A 20,515-nucleotide genomic window follows, 5' to 3' on the forward strand; every position below is an offset into this window, starting at 1 on the left:
TTACAGGACCGGCCTCAATACAGGCCGCCCATGCCAATGTCACCCCCGGCTGGCTGAGAAGGCGCAGCAGGACGGGCCGCAGCTCCAGCAGCCGGGGCCGCACCCAATTGAGGCCGCGCCTGACCACCGCTTGTCTCGACCATGTCGGATTCGGAATCAGGCAGGTTCTCAGCGCCCGTGTCCGCAGCCGTAAGGGCGCCCGCATCGGCCGCGCTGGCGAAGCTGGCGCTCTGGCCCGGAATCTGATCGCTCTTGAAGGCGTCGATGGCGACCCCGCGTCCGGTGTCGTAGCGCACCAGCGTCACCCCTTCCGGCACCCGGAAGTCGAGCTTCGGTCGATCTGCGAGCGAAGCCTTCATGATCCGATTCCAGATCGGTCCGGCGATGGCCCCACCCGTCTCGTTCTTGCCTATGGATTGCGGCGTGTCGAAACCGATCCAGACGACTGTGACCAGATCCGCCGAATATCCGGCGAACCATGCATCGTTGAAATCCTGACTCGTGCCGGTCTTGCCCGCGATCGGGTGATCGATCCCCGCCCCGGCGGCGACGCCGGTACCGCGGCGGATCACATCCTGCATCATCGTGGTGATCTGGAACGCGCTGTCGGCGCTGGCGATCCGCTTACGACCGTCCACGAGCGCCGGAAGAGCGTCGCGTCCGGGCGAAACGATCGGCGGCGGCGCCTGCGATGCGTCCGGTTTGGCTGGTTGTGCTGCATCAGGAGCCGTCGTCGCTGGGCCTTCTGCCCCAGCCTGATCCTGCCCGGCCGAGGGAAAGACTGCGTCCGGCTGCGCGTCGACCGGAGCCGCATCGGGCGTCGCGGTCGAAAGCGCAAGACCCTCCGGCCGCCAGATCACGTGCCCGTCGCGGTCCTGCACATCGTCGATGAGCGTCGGCGTCACTTTTCGCCCGCCATTGGCGATGGTCGCATACGCGCCAGCCTCCCGCAGCACCGTCGTCTCAACGGCGCCCAACGCCGCCGGAAGGACATGCGGCATGGACTGAACAAGGCCGATATTGGTCGCGAGATCGGCGACCGTTTTAATGCCTATATGCGCGGCAAGCCGGATCGTCACCAGATTGCGGGATTCGCGAAGCGCATCATGCAGCGTCGTCGGTCCCCAGAAATCTTTTTCGTAATTGCTCGGGTGCCAGGAGCCATAAGAGACTGCCGAATCATCGAAAGTCTGCGAGGGCGATATCCCCTGCTCCATCGCGTCCAGATAGACGAATGGCTTGAACGAGGAGCCCGGCTGACGCAGCGCCTGCGTCGCGCGATTGAACTGCGATGCGGCGAACGACCAGCCGCCGACGATCGCCAGCACGCGCCCCGTCCGCGCGTCCATGGTCACCGCAGCGCCTTCGATCTGCGGGACCTGCCGCAGCGCGACATGCGCCGCGTCGTCAGCCTGCGGTTCGATCATCAACACGTCGCCCGCACGCAGGGCGCGGTAATTTCTTATCCAGCCGACATCCTTGGCCAGCAAGGTCGCGCGACGGGGCTCGCCAAGGGCGCCGCCCTCAACCCATCCGACCGCCCCGGTCGTCGGGTCAAGCACCACCGCCAGCCGCCACTGCTCCAGCATGCCCGCGGGCGCGGCCATCGTTCCCAGACGCGCCGACCACGTAGCCTCGTCGGTCGAACCGCCACGTCCCCCGACGCCGTCGAGATGGCCGACGGCACCGCGCCAGCCGCCGTGAGACCGGTCATAAGCCATCAGCCCTTCGCGTAGCGCTTCGGTCGCCTGATTCTGGGTCGTCGGATCAAGACTGGTGTGAACGTCCAGTCCCCCGCGCATCGTCTGCTCGACGCCATAGCGTTCGATCAGTTCACGCCGAACTTCCTCCCCATACCATTCCGATCCCGGGATCGGTCCGGGGCGGTGGTAGTCACGCGGAATCAATGGTTCCTGGATCGCCGCCTGGGTCGCGTCCGGGCTCAGCCAGCCCAGTTCGCGCATACGTTCGAGCACCCAGTTCCTGCGTCCACGCGCGGCGTCGGGAAAACGATGCGGATTATAATTCGTGGGCGATTTCGGCAAAGCCGCCAGAAACGCCGCTTCAGCGTCGTCAAGCTGATCCAGCGGTTTGGCGAAATAAGCCTGCGCGGCGGCGCCTATGCCGTAGGCGCCTTCGCCGAGATAGATCTCGTTGAGATAGATTTCGAGAATCTTTTCCTTCGGCAGCACCTGCTCGATACGGATCGCGAGCAGCGCCTCTTTCGCCTTCCGCTCCATCGACACTGCGTTCGACCCGAGCAGCATGACGCGCGCCACCTGCTGCGTAATGGTCGAAGCGCCGAGCGGCCGACGGCCCTTACCCCGGGTCATGTCGGTCAGACCAGCGCGCAGGATCGCCAGAGGGTCTACGCCGCCGTGAGTCCAGAACTTCTGATCTTCGGCCGCCAGAAAGGCGTTCTTCACCCTGTCCGGAATCGCCTCGTACGGCACGAAGATACGCCGCTCTGAGGCGAGTTCCGCGATAAGGCGGTCATCGCCGGAATAAAGTCGGCTCATCACCGGAGGCTGGTAGGATTTCAGCCCCTCCACCGTTGGCAGATCTGCGACCAGCCCGGCGTATTTGCTCCACGCGACGATCCCTGCGGCGCCGACGCCCAGAAGAATAATCGCGCTCGCCATGCCCAGCGCCCTGCGCCACTGCCGAAAACGCGGACGACGCGGCGGCCCACCGCCAAGCCAGCGCCCCCCGCCCGAACCGCCCCCGGAGCCGCCGGAACCACTACCCGCCGCACGCCGGAAAGAGTCGCTCGACGCCCCTAATCGGCCGGTGTCACGACCTCCCGCATTCAGACCCCCAACATCCTGCCCACCTTCGGAACACATGATGTCGGACCAGGCATGCGCCGTGTGTCCCGCGAACGCGGGAACGCGCACGCCTGCAGCAAGCCAGCGGGCGGCTCTGGGGACCACCCCGCCGCCCGACCAACCGTCGGGACGGAGGAATGCAGCAGAAAGTTGGGCGGCGAAAAACAGGCGAGGCGTCATGGCGGCTGTCTAGCATCCTCACGGTCAGCCGTCGCCCCCCGCGCCACCGTCAGCCTCGTTGGCAGGCGGCGTCGTCAGATAACGTCATGGGGCGGGGCAGCGGCCGTAATTCGTATCAGTTGTTTTCTGAGCCGATGGTAAGGCGCATTTGTGGCGGCGTCGCCAGTTGTGAAGATACGTCTTCAATTTAGACAACGCTGAACCGCTCTTCCTGCCTCAGCATTCCAAAAGATGGGCCTCCGGCGACGGGGGTCGGCACTCAGGGCTTTCTCGTGATCTCCAGGAAAGCACTGATCACGGCCAACCGCCGCTCGCGCGACCAGCGCACCCAGACGAAGTCCCTTGAAAAGCCCGCGGGGCGCCGTTCGCTTCACCCCCGACTCAAATCGCCGACTTCAATGATCGAGCACGAGCCGCGACGCGGCTTCCCGCACGCGGCGTGAGTCGGGCGATGAGATGCTGGAGAACCAGTTCGTCAACCGCCCCTGACGATCGATCAAGTATTTGAAGAAATTCCACCGCGGACGCGACAGAAACCCACCCTGCTCCGCCAGCCAGCGGAACAGGGGCGTCGCTTCCCGACCGCGCACGTGAGCTTTCTCTGTCATGGGAAAGCTGACCCCGTAATTGCGGGAGCAGAACGTCGCGATTTCCTTCCCGCCGCCCGGCTCCTGATCGCCGAAATCGTTGCTGGGCACGCCGACCACGATCAGTTCGCGATCCATTTCGGACCAGAGAGCCTGCAGCCCTTCATACTGGGGCGTGAAGCCGCACTTGGAGGCCGTGTTCACGATCAATAACGGCTTTCCACGCCACGCGCCAAAATCGACGGTGCCGCCTTCAAGTCCGGGCATGCTGAAATCATAGGCGCACTGCATGGTCGTTCCCTCGCAACTTCCAGCCCCTTCACGTCGGGCGTTGAATTTCAACGCAGCCGGGGCGTGAAACGTCGCGACGACGCTTCCTGCGTCGAAGGACGGCCGCCACGCCCGTCATACGCGCGAGTCGCTTGCGAAACCGCCGGGGTATCGGTCCCGAATCCGCGCGATCGCGCCCTGCCTTAGCCCTGCCCCGCCCGCCGCGATTTGTCGAGAGCCTGCAGATGCGGCACTGGACAGCCCGGCGCGAGCAGACAAGACTCGTCGCGACATCGACACGAACCGGGATGCAGGCATGATTTTGCGCGGCTTGGCGGGAGTAGCGCTTCTGCTTGCGATTGGACTGGCCTTCTCAACGAATCGCCGCGCGATCCGGTTGCGCCCTGTCATCGCCGCTCTGGCGACGCAGATCGGAATTGGCGCGATCGTCCTGTTCGTGCCGCCGGGACGCATCGCGCTTCACGCAGTCTCGACGGTCGTAGGGCAGGTTCTCTCCTGCGGCGCGCAAGGCTCCGCATTTCTGTTCGGGGCGCTGGTCAGCCCGAAAATGGGGGACGTCTTCCCCGGCGAAGGCTTTATCTTCGCCTTTCAGGTGCTGCCGGAAATCATCTATGTCAGCGCGCTTATCGCGGTGCTCTATCATTTCGGAATCATGCAGCGTCTGGCGGAAGTGATCGGGTTTGCGGTCAGCAGGGTCATCGGCGTCTCGATTGCGCAATCCTTCTCCGCCGTCATCACCATCTTCATCGGCCAGAGCGAAATGCCGGTCGCAATCGCTCCATATCTGTCGCGTCTCACACGGGCGGAAATGTTCGCTGTGATGTGCAGCGGCACCGCTTCGGTGACGGGCTCCGTCCTCGCCGGTTACGCAGCGCTTGGCGTGCCCATGGATTATCTGCTCGCGGCGTCGTTCATGGCCATTCCCGGCGGCCTTCTGTTCGCGCAGATTCTGATGCCGGAGACCGAAACGCCGCTCATCGTCGACATGCGCGACACCTCACCCGCTTCAACCGCAACCGGGAACGCCCTGGAGGATGCTCCGGGGGGCGCGACCGCCAATGTGTTCGAGGCGATAGCGAACGGCACCGCCGCAGGCACACGGGTCGCGGTGGCAGTGGGCGCAACGGTGATCGCCTTCGTCGGGCTGATCGCGCTTCTGGATCGGGGGCTGGGGGCCGCCGGGCATGCGTTGCATATCGGCGGGACACTTTCCCTGTCCGGATTGCTGGGGGAGGTTTTCGCGCCTCTCGCGTGGCTGATCGGAACGTCGTGGCAAGACTCAGGCGTCGTGGGCACGCTGATCGGTCAGAAAACCGCCTTCAACGAATTCGTCGCCTACGGCTCCCTCGCACCGCATCTCCACACGGGAGATCTTGAACCCCGCAGCATCGCCATCGCATCCTTCGCTCTTTGCGGTTTCTCGAACGTTTCCTCCATCGGCATCCTGATCGGCGCTTTCAGCAGCGTCATCCCCGAGCGCAAGGCTTTCGTCTGTCGCATGGGCGCGCGCGCGGTTCTGGCAGGGTGCCTCTCCAATCTGACGAGCGCGGTTATCGCAGGACTGTTCATCAGCACGCCGTAAAGCGTAAAAAGGTGCTCAAGCGCGCGCCACGCGCTAGACATCGTTTCGGACGACCCAAACCCTCGGGGGGAAATGATCGTCCGGAGCGTTGCGCCCAATCAATGCGTTGCGAAACGCTCAGGGCTATCGAAGATCACGCATGCAGGCCGTTGCACCCGCGCCTGAAAATGGCTTCATTGCAACCAACGCACGGGATTGAGTCGTGTCCACGATCGATCGTTGAGCAGGAGTTACGTCATGTCCCGACACTCGAAAATTGCAGCCGTGGCGGCGCTGTGCGGCTTCGCCCTCGCCTCAGGCGAAGCAGCTGCGGCAAGTGTCGATACGGCGACGCAACCGGGCACGGACTCCGACCGGCTCGTCTTTCAGGTCCACAGCGCAAACCTGGGCCCCGGATACGCCTGGGGTCAGGGCATCCTTCATTACAAGGGCGCTGACTACAGAATCTCCGTCAGCGGCGGCGGTGCGCCTGCTCTGGGTTATTCGAAATCATGCGCGGAGGGCAGCGTCGCCAACCTCGGGTCGGTCAATGATTTCGACAGCACGTTCTGGGCGGTGGACGCTGAAGCGACCGCAGGCGGCGGCTCGGGAGCGATGGCGCTGGAAAACGCCAAGGGCGTTGAGCTGCGTCTCACGACTCACACGCATGGAGTACGTCTATCCGCCGAAGCCTCGCGGCTGCGGTTTCGTGTGCTTGGCAAATCGACAGAGGGCGTCAGCAGCGTCGGTTGCTCCTGACCATGTCACCTGAACATTTAGGCGACGCGAAAACCACGGTCGCTCAGCTTTAACCAAAACTACTGGCGTCAACACTATCGCGATGACGTCTTTCGCTTTCTCGGCCTGCGTCGATCCAGTTCCTGAAGACGGAGGCGTATGGAGCGAACGCCCTACGTCAGGGATTCTTCGTGGCGCAGAAAATGCAGGCCACGGAGCAGCCTGCACCGGTGGATGAAATGACGTTTCAAACAGCGCGAGTTAACCGAACGACCGCAACGCCCTGCGACCGCATCGCGACGTGAGCTCTTATCACACCTTGAACCCTGTGGCGCGACGCCTGCTGGGCGCTCCTTCTGCGCCCTGTGGGTGCAGACGTCAGAACGTAACGCCCGCACGCATCCCGATCATGTTTCCGCCCGTCTCCCCGATATAGGAGCCGGTTTTGTTCGACACATGCGCATGAGTGTAGTTCAGCATCAGGCGCGCATAGTTCACCAGATACCAGTTTACGCCCAACGTGACGGTCCAGGCGCGCGCGCCCGTCGGCACGTCGCTGGCGTCCAGCCAGTCAGCGCGCGCCGCAACCTCCCAAGCTCCCAGCCCTCCGTCTGGCACAGGATTCAGCACCCGAGGCGTAGCCCATTGGCCGGTATGGGCGAAGTAATTCGGCGTTTCCCCGGTCAGGAAAATACCGGTCTGCGCACTCGCCGCCTTCTCCGTGCCCCTGCCGCCGCCCGAAAGGTCGCGGAACTTCATGCTTCGGACGCCGCCTTCCGCCAGAGCCCAAGCATTTTTCCAGATGCCGAAAAGCTCGAGCCCACCCGCGAGTGAATTGGCCAGCGGGACGGTAGGGCCGAGGTAAGCGGAAAACGCGTCGTCGGTACGCGCCATCAACCGGACATTCTGAGAGAACGACGCGGCGGGCTTTACGTCCTCGTAAAAGCCCCAGGCGCCCAGATGGATGAGCGCATCCTTAGACCGCCAGGGTATCCAATGCGACCTCAATTCATAAGTGAGGTCGTCGCGCACATTGTTGGTCGTGTTCGACGAATTAACGTCGTCGCCGGTGATCTGCGCGGCGACATGCCAGCTTTTTCCAAAAATTTTGTAGGCGCCGCCAAGCCCGTACCAACCTTTGACCGGCAAAATCGCATTGGCGACCAGATCGCGGTCAAGGAACACTGTCTGGTCCGAACCCGTCGAGCCATCGAAACCGCGCTCGTTGAATTTGTTGCCAAGCGTGTATTCGACAAGATGCCCTGCCATCTTGTCGCTCCAGGTCGCGAAGGCGCTGACGATCTGGACCTGATTACCGGAGAAATCCGTCTCGAAGACCCAGGAAAGCTGCCGCGCCCGCCCTTCGATGCCTATACGGGCTGCGCGCAACCCGGTGCGCGAAACATTCTGCCCGCCGAACCGGGAACCGAATGCAGCCCCGTAATCAGCCAACACACGTCCACGCACGCGAAAGGCATAGTGCCCGTCAGGCGTCGTAAATTCCGGCAGCCCCTTGCCCCAGTTCAACACCAGACCGCCGACGGTCGTTGTACGCGCCGCTGACGGAATGGAAGATTCGACTCCATAGACAGGCGAGGAGTTCGACGGCATCGCCGAGATCGCGCCATATGTGCCCGGAGGCGCCGCTATCAACGGATACACATGACGCGTCGTGAACATATTCGACGAATCGTTTGCGATGCGGAACGTCGGCCTCGCCTCATTGACCACTGGCTGGTTCGCCGTCGCCACCACGCTGCTCGAGGCCTGGGGCGGCGCGACAACCGGATGAAGCACCGCTGGCGCGACCATCGTCGTCGCTGCGTAGGCCGTTTTTGGTTTCCCGGCTAACGCGGACGAGGATTTGGCCGTGGCGGGCGCGGAGCGCTTCTCCACGAGATCAAGGCGGGCCTGCAGATCATGAATCTGTCGGGCCTGCGCCTTCACCAAATCCGCCAGCGCCTGAACGTCGACGTTTCCGGAAGATGCACCCCGGGCTTCTCCCTCCCCGCAAAACGACGCCGCGACGGCAATCAGGGCCACCCCACAAGCGTATCGGCCCCGCCTTACATTCTCGCCCTTCGGCGAGCACACAATCGATGTCAATCGCGCACGCCCTCGTCCTGATACGGCTTCGCCCGTATTGCAGCAATCAGACCACACACGGCGGCGACGGACAGCCAGGCTCCAGGCATGGCGCGATCGCCTGTCTGGTGGATGAGCAGCGTGCAGATTGTCGGCGTAAAGCCGCCAATGCAGGTCGCGGCGCTGTAGGCCAGCGAGAAGCCGGTCGTGCGGATTCTTGGCGGCACGATTTCCGTCAGGAATGCGACCGCCGCCCCGTTATAGGCGCTGTAGATCAACGCCAGCCACAATTCCACCGTAAGGAGGCGGCCGAAGGACGGTCCGGCGGTCAGCCATGTCATGGCGGGCCACGCCGTGAGAATAGCGGTCACCGTCGCCACGATCAGCAGCCGGCGCCGACCGATCCGGTCCGAAAGTGCGCCAAAGGCGGGCAGCATCGCAAAATTGGCGAGGCCCACGCACAAGGTCACGACCAGACTGTCACGAGAGGACAGATGCAGGACGCTCGCTCCAAAGGAGGGCGTGTAAGCGGTGATCACGTAAAAGGACGTCGTGGTCATCAGCACCATTAACACACCGACACCCACAACCCGCCATTCGCGGGCGATGGTGGCAAGCACCTCGCGTATCGCGGGCGGCGAATGCGTTGCTGCGAATGCTTCAGTCTCACGCAGGTTACGGCGCAGGAAGAACAGGACCGGCACGATCATGCATCCAAGCAGCAAAGGCACACGCCAGCCCCATGCCCCCATGCTTTCCGGCGGGATAACAGTCGACAGGAAAACGCCCAGAGCAGCCGCTGCGGCGACCGCGACCTGCTGCGACGCCGACTGAAACGAGACCACGAAACCCTTGGTGGCGGGCGTGGCGATTTCAGCCAGATAGACGGAAGTGGACCCAAGCTCCACACCTGCCGAAAAACCCTGCATCAACCTGCCGCACAGCACGATCAACGGAGCCAACAAGCCGATTTGCGCGTATGTCGGGGTGAGCGCGAGGCACATCGTGCCGATCGACATCAGCGAAAGCGTCAGGATCAGGCCTTTGCGTCGACCGATGCGATCTACATAGGCGCCAAGCACGACCGCGCCGAGCGGGCGCATGAGAAATCCCGCCCCGAACGTCGCGAACGACATCATCAGTTCGGCGTAGGCATCGCCGGACGGGAAGAACGCACGACCGATGGCGGCGGCGTAGTAGCCGAACACCATGAAATCATACATCTCGAGCATATTGCCGCTGGCGACCTGCATGGCCGCGCGTACGCGCTCTTTAGTGGTCATCGGGGGCGCGATATCTGCAACGCTGGAACTCTGCGCACTACCGCCCGCAGTATACCCTTCGGCGCTGCGCGCGACGTCGAGAGACGCCGTTTTGTTCGTCATCCGGCTGCCTGTCCTTACTTATTGTTGGTCGCCTTTCCCCTACGTGCGCCACGAACGACGCGCCGTCGACCAAAAAACCCGGTTGACGCGGGGTCCTATCGATTTTGTGTAATCGCTGACCTGTTCTCTCAAGACACTTGAGAGAACAGGTCCTGCCACCCGGCAATAACGCCCCCGCTTGCGCCGTCTACGCCCCGGCATTATCGGGAACACATGAGCGCCAGCGACGCCCGGGCTGACGCCCCTCTGATCTGGATACTGGCCGGTGAGGCGAGTGGCGACGTTTTGGGCGCGCGCCTGATGGCCGCTCTGCGCTTGCGCCGCCCCGACCTGCGCTTTGCGGGCGTCGGTGGTCAACGCATGCAGGAACAGGGGCTGCGCAGCCTGTTCCCTATGCATGAGCTTGCGGTCATGGGGCTGGTCGAGATTCTCCCTCGCATCCGCAGCCTGTCCCGTCGACTGGACGACGCCGTCCGCGACATCGAACGCACCCGGCCCGCCCTCGTAGTGACCATCGACAGTCCCGGGTTTGCGCTTCGGCTGCTCCGACGCATCGCGCCCCTCGCGATCCCCCGCGCACATTATGTCGCACCGCAGGTCTGGGCATGGCGCGAACATCGCGTCCGCGAGTTTCCGGGGCTATGGGAGCGGCTTCTCGTGCTGCTTCCTTTCGAAGAAGCCTTCTTCCGTCGCCACGGGCTGGACGCCCGCTTCGTTGGCCACCCGGTGCTGCAGTCCGGCGCGAACACTGGCGACGCGGCTGCGTTCCGGAAACGCCACGACCTGTCCCATGATGCGCCGATCGTGATCCTCATGCCCGGCAGCCGTCGTTCCGAGGCGCCGCGTCTGCTGCCGGTGTTCGGGCGCATGTTGTCGCTGCTGCGTCAGCGCATCCCGAACGTCGTTCCGGTTATTCCTGTCTCGCCCGTGGTCGCGAAGACAGTGCTGAACGCCACCGCACGCTGGCCGACGCAGCCAATTATCGTCACCGAGGTGAACGACAAGCACGATGCTTTCGCCGCAGCGAGCGCAGCGTTGACCAAATCCGGCACATCGACTCTCGAACTCGCGCTGGCGGGCGTGCCAATGGCCGTGACCTATCGGGTGAATCCGCTCACCGCGGCGATCGCAAGGCGGCTGATACGCGTGCCTTATGTGGCGATGGTCAACCTGCTTGCTGAAAGTGGACTTGTACCGGAGTTGCTGCAGGGCGATTGCCGCCCCGACGTGCTGGCTGACGCCGTCGAGCGCCTTATCACCGACCGGCAGACTGCTGAGGCCCAGCGCGCAGGATTCCAGACGCTTTTGGAAGGATTGCGTGGACCGGGGGGCGCAATCCCCGCCGACGCAGCGGCGGAAGAAATCCTGTCCATGTTGGACCAACCCGGCGCATAGGCTGATCCAGCGAGCTCTCGCGTGAGCGAGAGAACTCGCCGGTCGGTGGCGGCTGATCGAGCGACCTTGCCAGACCCGAAGTCGGGCAACTTCCGATCAGTAGCTTATTATCGGGCTTTCACTGGAAAATTCACCGTCTTGTGGACGCCGCCTAGGAACGTGAACGTGACCGACACGGTAGAGCCGTCCGCTACAGTCACGCCCGGCGCTTCATCGCACATCAAATGGTATCCTCCCGGAGGAAACACGAGCGTCTGATTCTCCGGCAGAGCCAGATGGGAGAACAGGTTGCGCGTGGCGGACGAGATTTCCTGATCAGAGTGGTAGCCGTAAAGCTGTGCGCAGGACGGCGAACTCACGCCCTGCACCAGATACGTCGCGTCCGCCCGGTTCTCTATCGTGAAATACGCCGAGAGCCGATCCGGAACGCGTTTTCCGCGAACCATCCACTGCCCGGTGATAGCGACGTCATGAGCCGCACCTTCCTGCCCGGGCACGAGGACCGCTTCCGCGCCACTCATATCGTCAGAACTGGCCGTCCCTGCGCCTGGTGAGGCGGCGCCCTCGTCCGTCGCGTTGCCGGGCGTCGCCACCAGAAACGCCGCACACGCGAGGCCGACCCGCCACAGCGAGATCGTCGGGAGCGCACCCTGTCGAATCTCTAAAAAACGGCGGAACACCGGGAACATAAGTCGCGAACGTTTCACACCGAGCACCTTATTTATTTTCGCCACGCCGCTCGCCTCGATATTCGCCTGTCTACTACGTTGCGGACACGAGAACGGTTCCACACACCCTATCACTCCAGTCGCGCAGGGTCAGCCGTCGAAACAGATTCGCAAGCGTCGCCGCCATAGTCAGACTGCGAACTGCGGAGTCGAACGCCGGGCCACCGCGCCGCTGTCCCCAGTTTACGACTCGCCGACACTCCTGATCTGTCAACTCGCCCCCCACTCCGGATTTGCGGCAATCCGTTCAACACCTGCAGCACGGCTGCGTTCGCCACTTTCACACCCAATTCGCCACGCAAGCGACGACATTTTTGCTCGCCGTGGCGTCCGGGACGCACTTCGCTCTATAATGGGGCAGTCGATATGTTCGCCGCCGTGCGAGATCGCCCGAGGAAAGACAGTTCGATGCGATGCCCATTCTGCAATCACGACGACACGCAGGTGAAGGACAGCCGCCCCAGCGAGGAGGGCGCGTCCATTCGACGTCGGCGTTCGTGCTCCCAGTGTGGTCAGCGCTTCAGCACTGTGGAACGAGTGCAACTGCGGGAACTGATCGTCGTAAAGGCCGATGGTCGGCGGGCGCCGTTTGATCGGGAGAAGCTGCTGCGCTCGGTGCGTATCGCGCTGCGCAAGCGGCCTGTGAGCGAAGACAGGGTCGAGCAGATTGTCAGCGGCATCGCCCGGCGTCTGGAGGCGTCCGGCGAAGGCGAAATCCCGACGCACCTGATCGGTGAGCTTGCCATGGAGGCGCTGCACACGGTGGACGCTGTCGGCTATGTCCGCTTCGCCAGCGTCTATCGCGACTTCAGAGAGACCAAGGATTTCTCCGCGATCGTCACCTCGATGACCGACAGAAAGACAGGATCTGACTGACCCGGGACAAAAAGTCCGCACGAGTTTCCTCTGTCCGGAGCCGAGGGGGTGGACCTGAGACGGTAAAGGCGCGATGAAGCGCGCCCCGGAACGGCGAATCCGTGCGATAAGATGTCGCGACCGGCGGCGCGACGCGTGCATACGACCACAGACGTACGCCGAGCGCATGAACAGAGAACAGGCAGGAGAGCGGCGGATGGCCGAGACACAGGAACGGCTGAGCCCGGCGAGACGGCCCCGAACGGCGGCACGCGTCGCGGCTGTGCAGGCTCTCTTTCAAATCGAGCAGGGCGCAGATGCGCCGGAGAACGTCATACGGCAGTTCGTGACGCATCGTTTTGGCACGCCGCTGTCCGGCGAGACCTTCGAAGAAGGTCACATCCCTGAAGCCGACATCCACCTGTTCACCGAGATCACCCGCCGCGCCAGCGCAACGTCGTCGCGCCGCGCAGCCCTGTTGTCTGAAACCCTCCCGGCCAGCTGGCCGGTCAACAGGCTCGACCCCGTGCTGCGCGCCATTCTGGTCGCCGCCATCGCGGAACTGGATGCGCCTGACGCGCCGCCCGCTGGCGTTGTGATCAACGAGTATCTGGACGTCGCCCACGGATTTTTCTCGGGCGACGAGACGAAGCTGGTCAATGGCGTTCTCGACGGTGTGGCGAAACGCCTGCGCCGCGAGGGCGAGGGCGAGGGCGAGGGCGAGGGCGAGGGCGAGGGCGTCGTTGGGGCCGAAGACGCCACCGCTGCAACAGCTGACGCCGTCTCGACGGACGAAACCGGCGCCCCGGACGACGCCAATGGCGAACAGGCGTGAAACGCCTGTGACGTCAGACGCGGACTCGCCGCTGCCTGACGAGTTCGCCTTTATCCGGCGTCATTTCAAGCAACTGGCTGGCGTGGAAGCGCTGGACCTGACCGACGACGCGGCGCTGTTCACCCCGAAATCGGGCTTCGACATGGTGGTCGCGACCGATACGATGGTCGAAGGCGTACACTTCCTGCCGGATGATCCGCCGGAAACGCTCGGTCGCAAGCTGCTTCGGGTCAATCTCTCCGACATCGCGGCGATGGGCGCCCAGCCGTTCGGCTGGCTGCTCGCACTCGCCTGCCCCCGTGGCCTTGGTCATGTAACGCGCGACGACGCCTGGTACGCCGCGTTCGCCGCTGGCGTTGCCGAAGATCAGGAGCGGTTCGGGGTGACATTGCTTGGCGGCGATACGACATCCACACGCGGCCCGCTGGTGATGTCCCTCACCATTCTTGGAAACGTCGCGCCCGGCGCGGCGCTCCGGCGGAACGGCGCATGTCACGGCGACAGCCTCTGGGTGACCGGGACGATCGGCGACGGCGCGCTGGGCCTGCTGGCCCTTCGTGGCGAAATCCCGGACCCGGATGGCTGGCTGGCTGACCGCTACCGGCTGCCGCAGCCACGCCTTGGCCTGATGCTGAGCGGAGTCGCCAATGCCGCCATGGATGTCTCGGACGGGCTGGTACAGGACGCCGGGCATCTTGCGCGCGAAAGCGGCGTCGGCGTCGTGATCGACGCGGACTCGATTCCGCTGTCGGCCGCTGCGCGCGCCTCCGGGGCGGCCTCAGACCGTTTTTCCGGGGAAAATCTCGCCACTTTCTGCGCAACAGGTGGAGACGATTACGAGCTTCTACTTGCTGTTCCCGATGCGGCGCGCGAAAAATTGCTGGAAAGCTGTCGCCTGACCGGAACCCCGATCACTCGGATCGGGCGTTTCGACTCAGGTGTGTCGGGCACGCGACTTGCGCGCGCCGACGGCTCTGACATCCCGCTTGAACGACGCGGCTGGAGCCATATGTAGGCCCCGCCCTGTCTCATCTCGACTCGCTTGCATAGCTCCGCACGCAAGATTGACGCCCCAGATTGACACTTTCATCTGACGGGCCAGAAATGGCCTCCCTTAAACGCCCGACCGCAAGGTCGCGCCCATCATGGATGGCACAGGAGTCGCGCCATGGGTCAGATCATCTCCATCACCGCCGCCGACGGACATACATTCTCCGCTTACGTCGCTGGCAGCCCCGATGCCCCGCACGCTCTGGTCGTCGTGCAGGAAATTTTCGGCGTCAATCACAACATGCGAGCTGTAGCTGACGCCTGGGCCACCGACGGATTTTCCGTGATCGTCCCTGCGTTGTTCGACCGCGTCGAGCCCGACGCGAAGCTCGGCTACACGCCAGAAGATGTACAGAAGGGGCTGGCGCTTCGGGCCGATATCCCTCTCGAAAGCACGCTGGCGGATCTTGAAGCCTGCGCGCGTCATCTGCGGGAGCAGGCGCCGGAAAGGAAAGTCGGAATCATCGGTTTCTGCTGGGGTGGACGGCTTGCCTGGGACGGCGCGACACGCACGACCGCCTTCTCCGCAGCAGTCGGCTGGTATGGCGGCGGGATCGCGGCGCACAAGGATGCGACGCCGCATTGCGCAGTGCAGTTGCATTTTGGTGGGCAGGACGGATCGATTCCGCCATCCGACGTATCCGACATTCGCAACACGCATCCCGAGATCGAAATCTACGTCTATGATGAGGCTGGGCACGGTTTCGGCAATCGTGATCGTCCCAGCTTCAACGCTGACGCTGAGCGTCTCGCCCGGGAACGCAGTCTGACGTTTCTTGAAGCCGGCCTTCGCTCCGTCGGGGACATTCCCGAGCGAGGATAGTTTCCAGTCTTTACCGACTTATGTGGGGGGCATGCGATGCCGAGATTAACCCCGGATTTTCAGGCGCGACAGAAGCCTGCGGCAGTCCTTATCGTAGGAGTCAGTGTCGCGGCTGCGAGTCTTTTGGTGACGGCGGTTCGTAAACTCGCCGAAGCCGGTGGCGTCCGGCGGCGCGCCGCAGAAGCGGAGCGGGCAGTTCAGCCTCCTTCGGCGGGCACGCAGCAACAACCATTCGGCGGGTAAATCGCAGCGTCATTGCGAGCGTTTTACCAACACGCCCCAAATCGCGAGACACATTCTGAACACTGGAACACGGCCAGACCTATCCCGGTCTGCCGCGCGGCAGCCGCGACGCCCTACCCACGACTAGAAGGGGCAAGATTGCAGAGCAATTTGAGAACGCATGCCCTACAGATCGTAGAGTCTGTATGGTCAGATGCCCCATCGGCTCTGCAAGAACACTCGTGATCAGTTTTTATCGAGCATGCTGAGGCAGTAAAACTACGTCCGCTTGGACGGAGAGACTCTCGCTAGATCCGATACAAACTTGACGCAACGAGCAGACATTGGAGCAAATTGTTACCCAAGTTCTGGCAATGGCGCGTTCTTTGTCTCTGGCGCGACAGTCAGCAATGGCAACACTGCAAGAGCCAGCGCGGCGCCGATGACTGAAAAAACAAGCTGTGAGCCCCCCCAACTGGACAGCAATCCGACTCCGAACGCCCCACCGATGGCGCCCAGACGACTGACGCCGGAAGCGAGGCCCATGGCCGTGGCGCGTATCTCCGTTGGAAAAAGTTCAGGAGTATAGGCGTAAAGTCCCGCAACGGAGCCGTTCAGGCCTGCCGAAAGTCCCATCGCCGCGATGATGACGCCCATGGTTGCCGGAGCAGTTGCAAGGAACGCAGCAGCAAGAGCCGCCACACAAAAAGCGGCGATCATCACGCGTCGCCGCCCGATGACTCCATTCATCCAGGCGGCAACAAAATATCCGGGAATTTGCGCCGCAAAGATCAAAAACGACACGCCGAAGCTTTGCGACAGATTCATCCCTCGTTGCATGAGAAGGGAGGGAACCCATGCGAAAATTCCATAAAAGGCAAAAAACAGAAAAGTCCATATCCATATGCATAAAGCGATACAAAAAATCCAATGCCGATCGCGTAAAATCACCTTCGTATCGATCGGCCCCGCAATAGGTCCGCCCCCTTGCGCTCGGACATTCGCGCCAAAACGGGCGACGACTTCCCGTGCTTTGCCCACCTGCCCCCGAGCTTCCAGCCAACGCGGAGATTCCGGAAGCGCACGACGCCACCAGAGCAGAAGCAGAACGGGAGCGCCCGTCATAAAGGACGCCAGACGCCAGCCGTCGGGAAATCTGGAAACTACGCCAACGCCAATCAACGCGGCGGCGACGTAACCGAAAGAATAAAATCCAACCACGGCCCCGCAGAGCCCCCCACGCAGGCGCGCCGGAAGAAACTCCGCAATATAGGGAATAATGACGACCGCTTCGGCGCCGGTTCCAACGCCGCATAAAACTCGCAAAGCGCAATAAACGCGCCAGTCATAGGCCAACGCACTAAGGCACGACGCGACGCAGTAAAACGCCAACGCCGTCATCATCACGCGCTTGCGACCGATACGATCGGCCAGAAAACCTGAAGCGAACGAGCCGAAAAGATAACCAACCGAGGTGCTGGACGCGATCATGCTCGCCTGCCACGCAGACAGACCCCACTGCATCTTCAGGACTGGCAGGAAAAACGCCAGCGCCGAGCCGTCCAGACCGTCAAACATGTAACCAAGTCCGGCGATCAGCAGGAGGCGCATGTGCAGACGCGACAGTTGCAGGTCGTCGAGAGCCGCCGAAATCATGCAGTCACCGTCAGAAACCTATCATTCAGAAAACAATTGGCAGGCTGAGCAGGCTTGCCCGACTTCGTATCTATTGCGTCGCTTCGATCACCGGGAGAGAGATATAGGACGCCGCTTCAGGCGTCGCGTAAATCTTCTGCGTCGCGGGCTGGAAATCACCCTCCTTCGCCTGATAGATGCTCGGAACCCATGTCTGCGGATTCCGGTCGATCAAGGGAAACCACGTCGACTGAACCTGCACCATCACACGGTGTCCTTTCAAAAAGACGTGGTCGTGATCGCGCAGGGGAATGGACCAATCCTCGACCTTGCCGGGAACAAGCGGATGGGCGTGCTGGTAGTCGTGCAGGTAACGGCCCCGACGCACGTCCATCGCGATCGGCAGTTCGTAACCGTCCAGTGAGTCCGCCCAGGTGGCGGCGTCCGGATGAGCCACAAACGCCTTCTGGCCCTCTTCAGGGAACACGTCTATCAGTTTGACCACGAAATCGGCGTCCTTTCCGCTGGTGGAGGCGAACAGATGGGCTGCCAGTGGGCCGGCGACGCGCAGGTCGTGATCCAGCGGCGCGCTGACGAACGTCAGAACGTCGGGACGATGGTCGACGAAACGCTGGTCGTTTGTTTCCCATGTGCGCCATTCGGGCGTCGGATAGGTCGGCGATATCGGACGCGGACGATAGGGAACGGGGTTCGCCGGGTCCGAAACGTACTGACGAACCCCGCTATCTTTCTTTGTCGGGGCCTGAAATGACAACGTTCCGTCTGCATGAAAGAACAGTTGCGTGGTCTTTGCGTCCTGCGGCGGCCAGACTTTATACTCGCGCCATTCATTCGACCCTGTTTCAAACATTTTCGCTTTCCACGACGGCTTTTCTCCGGTTTCGTGGAGGTAATAGCGGAAGAACGGCGCCTCTATCCCTTCGCGGAATTCCACCGCCGTTTGATGCCCGCCAAGCGGCAGCGGGCCGATGTTCCCGCCATCCGTCCGCTGCCAGCCTCCATGATACCACGGGCCGGCGACGATGAAGTTCGTATTATCCGGATCGTGCTGGCTGGCTCCGCGAAAAATACGCCATGGCCCCCATGGGTCTTCCTGATCCCAGAATCCGGCGACGTTAAGATTCGGAACTGTTGACGTCTTAACCTTGTCGACCCAGGCTTCCTCTTTCCAGAATGAATCATAATCGGGATGAGAAACCACCTGATTCCAGTAGTCGAGCTTACCGTGCAGATAGTCCTTGTTGATATGCGACAAAGGACCAAGTGCGAGATACCAGCTATACACGTCGCGGACGCCGAAATCGAAATTCGTGTTGGCCTCTTTCTCCGCTTGCACCAGAACTGTGTATTCGAATGTATAGCTTTCCCGAAGCGCCCCGTAATGATGGTCGTCGTCGTTCATCCACTGATCGGCAGGGGACGCCTGTTCGCTGATCGCCTTCAGCGCCGGATGGGGATGCAGGAGGGTGAGGCCTGCGGTGAGACCGGCGTAAGAAACGCCATAGATTCCGACGCGGCCGTTATTATTCGGAATATTTTTGACCAACCAGTCGATCGTGTCCCACGCGTCGTTGACTTCGTTCGCCTGTCTCCGGTCATGCGCGTTATATCGAGACGTCTTCAGAAACTGCCCTTCCGATTTGAATCGTCCGCGCAAATTCTGATACACCATGATGTAGCCGTCTTTCTGGAACGCGCGCCAACTCGGAAGCAGGGTCGACTTCGGATCTCCGTCCTGACGGTCGACCATCGCCTGATCAGGAACCCCATAGGGCGTGCGTGTGATCAGGATCGGCAATGGCCCTGTCTGCCCGACCGGCGTGACGACCACCGTTTGCAGGCGAACGCCATCCCGCATGGGAACCATCACTTCTTTGGCGACATAGGCTCTTCCAACGTCGTGCGCCGGAACCTCCGCGGGAGCGGTATCTGCAACTGCCGCGCGTGTCACAGCCACGCCCGCCAAGACTATCGCGCAGGCCGTTCCGCACACCAGCGCCCGCCGAATGAATAGGTTACGCGCGCCTGTCACTGCCATGAATTTTCTCACTACCGACGGCGTTTCGCCGACACGTCATCCTGCCTAGAGGTTCGTCACACATGAACACCACCAACCGATACGAACCTGTCACAACCAACGCCGAGCGGCAATGCAATGGCGCAATCGTACCGATTTCGTTACGATTTCGCGTCCACGGTGCGCTGTGCTAGTTAATGAGGCGCGTCGATTTGGAAATTCGAGCAGGCGAGGCCCCATTGCCGGCGAACGGTGTGCTGGCCAACGCAGGGTCGGCGCAAGGCGCGCTGCGAGGTAGAGGTTGTACCTATCGTCGGAACCCTGCGCGGTGCGCATTTCCAGAGGCGCGTGACGTCCAAATGAGTGAAGGAATGGCATCCCATGGCGCACATCTACCAGATCGACGAAAGCCGCCCCGGACGCAATGACCTCCCCAATCCGGACGCTGTTCGAGCGGCGAGAGAAGACCTCGCTGCGTGTTTTCGGCTGGCGGCCCTGCATGGGCTGGAAGAAGGCGTGTGTAACCACTTCTCCGCCATGATCCCCGGTTCGGACGACACCTTCCTCGTCAACCCGCTCGGCTACGCATTTTCGGAGATCACGGCCTCCTCTCTCCTGCTTTGCGATGTGCACGGTCGAGTCCTCGAAGGTTCCGGCACGCCGGAAGCCACCGCGTTTCATATTCATGCGCAGCTTCATATGCGTTTGCCACGAGCGAAAGTCGTCTTTCACACGCACATGCCCTATGCGACCGCGTTGGCCATGGTCGAAGGACCGCCATTACTCTGGGCCGGGCAGACCGCGTTGCGCTTTCACGGGCGCGTGGCCGTCGACGAGGACTACAACGGGCTGGCGCTGGACGCGACCGAGGGCGAGCGCATCGCCCTGACCGCGGGAGACGCGGATATCGTATTTCTCAAAAATCACGGCGTGGTGGTGCTTGCCGACACGATCGCGGAAGCCTGGGACGACCTCTACTATCTTGAGCGCGCGTCTCAGGCGCAGGTGCTCGCGGCCAGCACCGGTCGTCCGCTGAAAATTGTCCCGGACGAAATCGCTTGCCTTGTCGCGTCGCAAGAGGCGGCCGGACGCGCGGACAGCGCCCGGCTCCATCTGGCGAGCGCACGGCGTCGGCTGGAGCGCTCCGACTCATCGTTCCTCGACTGAGTGGGTCGTCGCCCGTCGAAGCAAATGAACCAACGCCCCGCTCAATGCGACTCATTCAGAGTCTATATGGAGAGTCATATTGTGGGGGAGAGATTACCAGGCTTTCGGCCGT

16 protein-coding genes are annotated in these 20,515 nt (G+C 62.4%); 9 read left to right on the top strand and 7 right to left on the bottom strand.

All coding sequences use genetic code 11. The features are described 5' to 3' along the window. Positions 1 to 14: 14 nt before the first annotated feature. Both J2D73_RS04840 and J2D73_RS04845 read right to left on the bottom strand, forming a co-directional pair. Entirely contained in the window at positions 15 to 2,642 is a 2,628-nt protein-coding gene (locus tag J2D73_RS04840; protein WP_243429668.1) for a penicillin-binding protein 1A, read from the bottom strand. Between the two features lie 761 nt (positions 2,643 to 3,403). Beyond that, the gene (locus J2D73_RS04845) at positions 3,404 to 3,886 is read right to left on the bottom strand and encodes a glutathione peroxidase (RefSeq protein WP_207879908.1); all 483 of its coding nucleotides are present in this window, start codon (positions 3,884 to 3,886) and stop codon (positions 3,404 to 3,406) included. 295 nt (positions 3,887 to 4,181) lie between these two features. Between J2D73_RS04845 and J2D73_RS04850 the strand changes: the two genes are divergently transcribed. Together J2D73_RS04850 and J2D73_RS04855 are read left to right on the top strand one after the other, a co-directional pair. Next, the gene (locus J2D73_RS04850) at positions 4,182 to 5,468 is read left to right on the top strand and encodes a NupC/NupG family nucleoside CNT transporter (protein ID WP_207879910.1); all 1,287 of its coding nucleotides are present in this window, start codon (positions 4,182 to 4,184) and stop codon (positions 5,466 to 5,468) included. A gap of 237 nt (positions 5,469 to 5,705) precedes the next feature. Further along, a complete protein-coding gene (locus J2D73_RS04855; RefSeq protein ID WP_207879912.1) occupies positions 5,706 to 6,206 on the top strand; it encodes a hypothetical protein in 501 nt (166 codons plus the stop codon). A 357-nt stretch (positions 6,207 to 6,563) separates the two neighbouring features. On the opposite strand, the gene J2D73_RS04860 is transcribed toward J2D73_RS04855, so the two are convergent. Beyond that, positions 6,564 to 8,291 (bottom strand): OprO/OprP family phosphate-selective porin, encoded by a 1,728-nt coding sequence (locus J2D73_RS04860; protein ID WP_207879914.1) that lies wholly within the window; start codon positions 8,289 to 8,291, stop codon positions 6,564 to 6,566. Then, positions 8,288 to 9,655, bottom strand: coding sequence for an MFS transporter (tcuC, locus tag J2D73_RS04865; protein WP_279380890.1), 1,368 nt, complete (start codon positions 9,653 to 9,655; stop codon positions 8,288 to 8,290). The genes J2D73_RS04860 and tcuC overlap by 4 nt, the downstream gene beginning before the upstream one ends. Positions 9,656 to 9,868: 213 nt before the next feature. Between tcuC and lpxB the strand changes: the two genes are divergently transcribed. Then, complete coding sequence (gene lpxB / locus J2D73_RS04870; RefSeq protein WP_207879916.1) at positions 9,869 to 11,050, top strand: lipid-A-disaccharide synthase; 1,182 nt, start codon at positions 9,869 to 9,871, stop codon at positions 11,048 to 11,050. Positions 11,051 to 11,157: 107 nt separating this feature from the next. Here the strand turns inward: lpxB and J2D73_RS21150 are convergent, their stop codons facing one another. Then, positions 11,158 to 11,757: a copper chaperone PCu(A)C gene (locus J2D73_RS21150; RefSeq protein ID WP_207879918.1), complete on the bottom strand. Its 600-nt coding sequence runs from the start codon at positions 11,755 to 11,757 to the stop codon at positions 11,158 to 11,160. 429 nt (positions 11,758 to 12,186) lie between these two features. On the opposite strand from J2D73_RS21150, the gene nrdR reads away from it, so the two are divergent. The 5 genes from nrdR to J2D73_RS04900 all read left to right on the top strand — a co-directional run bounded on the left by nrdR (position 12,187) and on the right by J2D73_RS04900 (position 15,584). Continuing rightward, positions 12,187 to 12,654: a transcriptional regulator NrdR gene (gene nrdR / locus J2D73_RS04880; protein ID WP_026398281.1), complete on the top strand. Its 468-nt coding sequence runs from the start codon at positions 12,187 to 12,189 to the stop codon at positions 12,652 to 12,654. A 196-nt stretch (positions 12,655 to 12,850) separates the two neighbouring features. Then, entirely contained in the window at positions 12,851 to 13,468 is a 618-nt protein-coding gene (nusB, locus tag J2D73_RS04885; RefSeq protein WP_207879920.1) for a transcription antitermination factor NusB, read from the top strand. Then, positions 13,452 to 14,483 (top strand): thiamine-phosphate kinase, encoded by a 1,032-nt coding sequence (gene thiL, locus J2D73_RS04890; RefSeq protein ID WP_207879922.1) that lies wholly within the window; start codon positions 13,452 to 13,454, stop codon positions 14,481 to 14,483. The genes nusB and thiL overlap by 17 nt, the downstream gene beginning before the upstream one ends. 153 nt (positions 14,484 to 14,636) lie before the next feature. Next, positions 14,637 to 15,341, top strand: coding sequence for a dienelactone hydrolase family protein (locus J2D73_RS04895; RefSeq protein WP_207879923.1), 705 nt, complete (start codon positions 14,637 to 14,639; stop codon positions 15,339 to 15,341). Positions 15,342 to 15,377: 36 nt separating this feature from the next. After that, complete coding sequence (locus J2D73_RS04900; RefSeq protein ID WP_207879925.1) at positions 15,378 to 15,584, top strand: hypothetical protein; 207 nt, start codon at positions 15,378 to 15,380, stop codon at positions 15,582 to 15,584. Between the two features lie 336 nt (positions 15,585 to 15,920). Here J2D73_RS04900 and J2D73_RS04905 read toward each other — a convergent pair whose 3' ends face one another. Together J2D73_RS04905 and J2D73_RS04910 are read right to left on the bottom strand one after the other, a co-directional pair. Beyond that, complete coding sequence (locus tag J2D73_RS04905; protein WP_207879932.1) at positions 15,921 to 17,219, bottom strand: MFS transporter; 1,299 nt, start codon at positions 17,217 to 17,219, stop codon at positions 15,921 to 15,923. 70 nt (positions 17,220 to 17,289) lie between these two features. Next, a complete protein-coding gene (locus tag J2D73_RS04910) occupies positions 17,290 to 19,257 on the bottom strand; it encodes a CocE/NonD family hydrolase (RefSeq protein ID WP_207879934.1) in 1,968 nt (655 codons plus the stop codon). A gap of 360 nt (positions 19,258 to 19,617) precedes the next feature. Between J2D73_RS04910 and J2D73_RS04915 the strand changes: the two genes are divergently transcribed. Further along, a complete protein-coding gene (locus tag J2D73_RS04915; RefSeq protein WP_207879936.1) occupies positions 19,618 to 20,403 on the top strand; it encodes an aldolase in 786 nt (261 codons plus the stop codon). Positions 20,404 to 20,515: the final 112 nt, after the last annotated feature.

The organism is Acetobacter sacchari (assembly GCF_017377715.1).
Taxonomy (GTDB): domain Bacteria; phylum Pseudomonadota; class Alphaproteobacteria; order Acetobacterales; family Acetobacteraceae; genus Acetobacter; species Acetobacter sacchari.

What these genes read in the sequence shown, in the direction of transcription:
- lpxB (WP_207879916.1), top strand. Translation starts at nt 9,869, where the DNA reads ATGAGCGCCAGCGACGCCCGGGCTGACGCCCCTCTGATCTGGATACTG.
- thiL (WP_207879922.1), top strand. Translation starts at nt 13,452, where the DNA reads ATGGCGAACAGGCGTGAAACGCCTGTGACGTCAGACGCGGACTCGCCG.
- J2D73_RS04910 (WP_207879934.1), bottom strand. Translation starts at nt 19,257, where the DNA reads ATGGCAGTGACAGGCGCGCGTAACCTATTCATTCGGCGGGCGCTGGTG.
- J2D73_RS04850 (WP_207879910.1), top strand. Translation starts at nt 4,182, where the DNA reads ATGATTTTGCGCGGCTTGGCGGGAGTAGCGCTTCTGCTTGCGATTGGA.
- J2D73_RS04855 (WP_207879912.1), top strand. Translation starts at nt 5,706, where the DNA reads ATGTCCCGACACTCGAAAATTGCAGCCGTGGCGGCGCTGTGCGGCTTC.
- J2D73_RS04840 (WP_243429668.1), bottom strand. Translation starts at nt 2,642, where the DNA reads ATGGCGAGCGCGATTATTCTTCTGGGCGTCGGCGCCGCAGGGATCGTC.
- J2D73_RS04895 (WP_207879923.1), top strand. Translation starts at nt 14,637, where the DNA reads ATGGGTCAGATCATCTCCATCACCGCCGCCGACGGACATACATTCTCC.
- nrdR (WP_026398281.1), top strand. Translation starts at nt 12,187, where the DNA reads ATGCGATGCCCATTCTGCAATCACGACGACACGCAGGTGAAGGACAGC.
- J2D73_RS04905 (WP_207879932.1), bottom strand. Translation starts at nt 17,219, where the DNA reads ATGATTTCGGCGGCTCTCGACGACCTGCAACTGTCGCGTCTGCACATG.
- J2D73_RS04900 (WP_207879925.1), top strand. Translation starts at nt 15,378, where the DNA reads ATGCCGAGATTAACCCCGGATTTTCAGGCGCGACAGAAGCCTGCGGCA.
- J2D73_RS04915 (WP_207879936.1), top strand. Translation starts at nt 19,618, where the DNA reads ATGGCGCACATCTACCAGATCGACGAAAGCCGCCCCGGACGCAATGAC.
- tcuC (WP_279380890.1), bottom strand. Translation starts at nt 9,655, where the DNA reads ATGACGAACAAAACGGCGTCTCTCGACGTCGCGCGCAGCGCCGAAGGG.
- nusB (WP_207879920.1), top strand. Translation starts at nt 12,851, where the DNA reads ATGGCCGAGACACAGGAACGGCTGAGCCCGGCGAGACGGCCCCGAACG.
- J2D73_RS04845 (WP_207879908.1), bottom strand. Translation starts at nt 3,886, where the DNA reads ATGCAGTGCGCCTATGATTTCAGCATGCCCGGACTTGAAGGCGGCACC.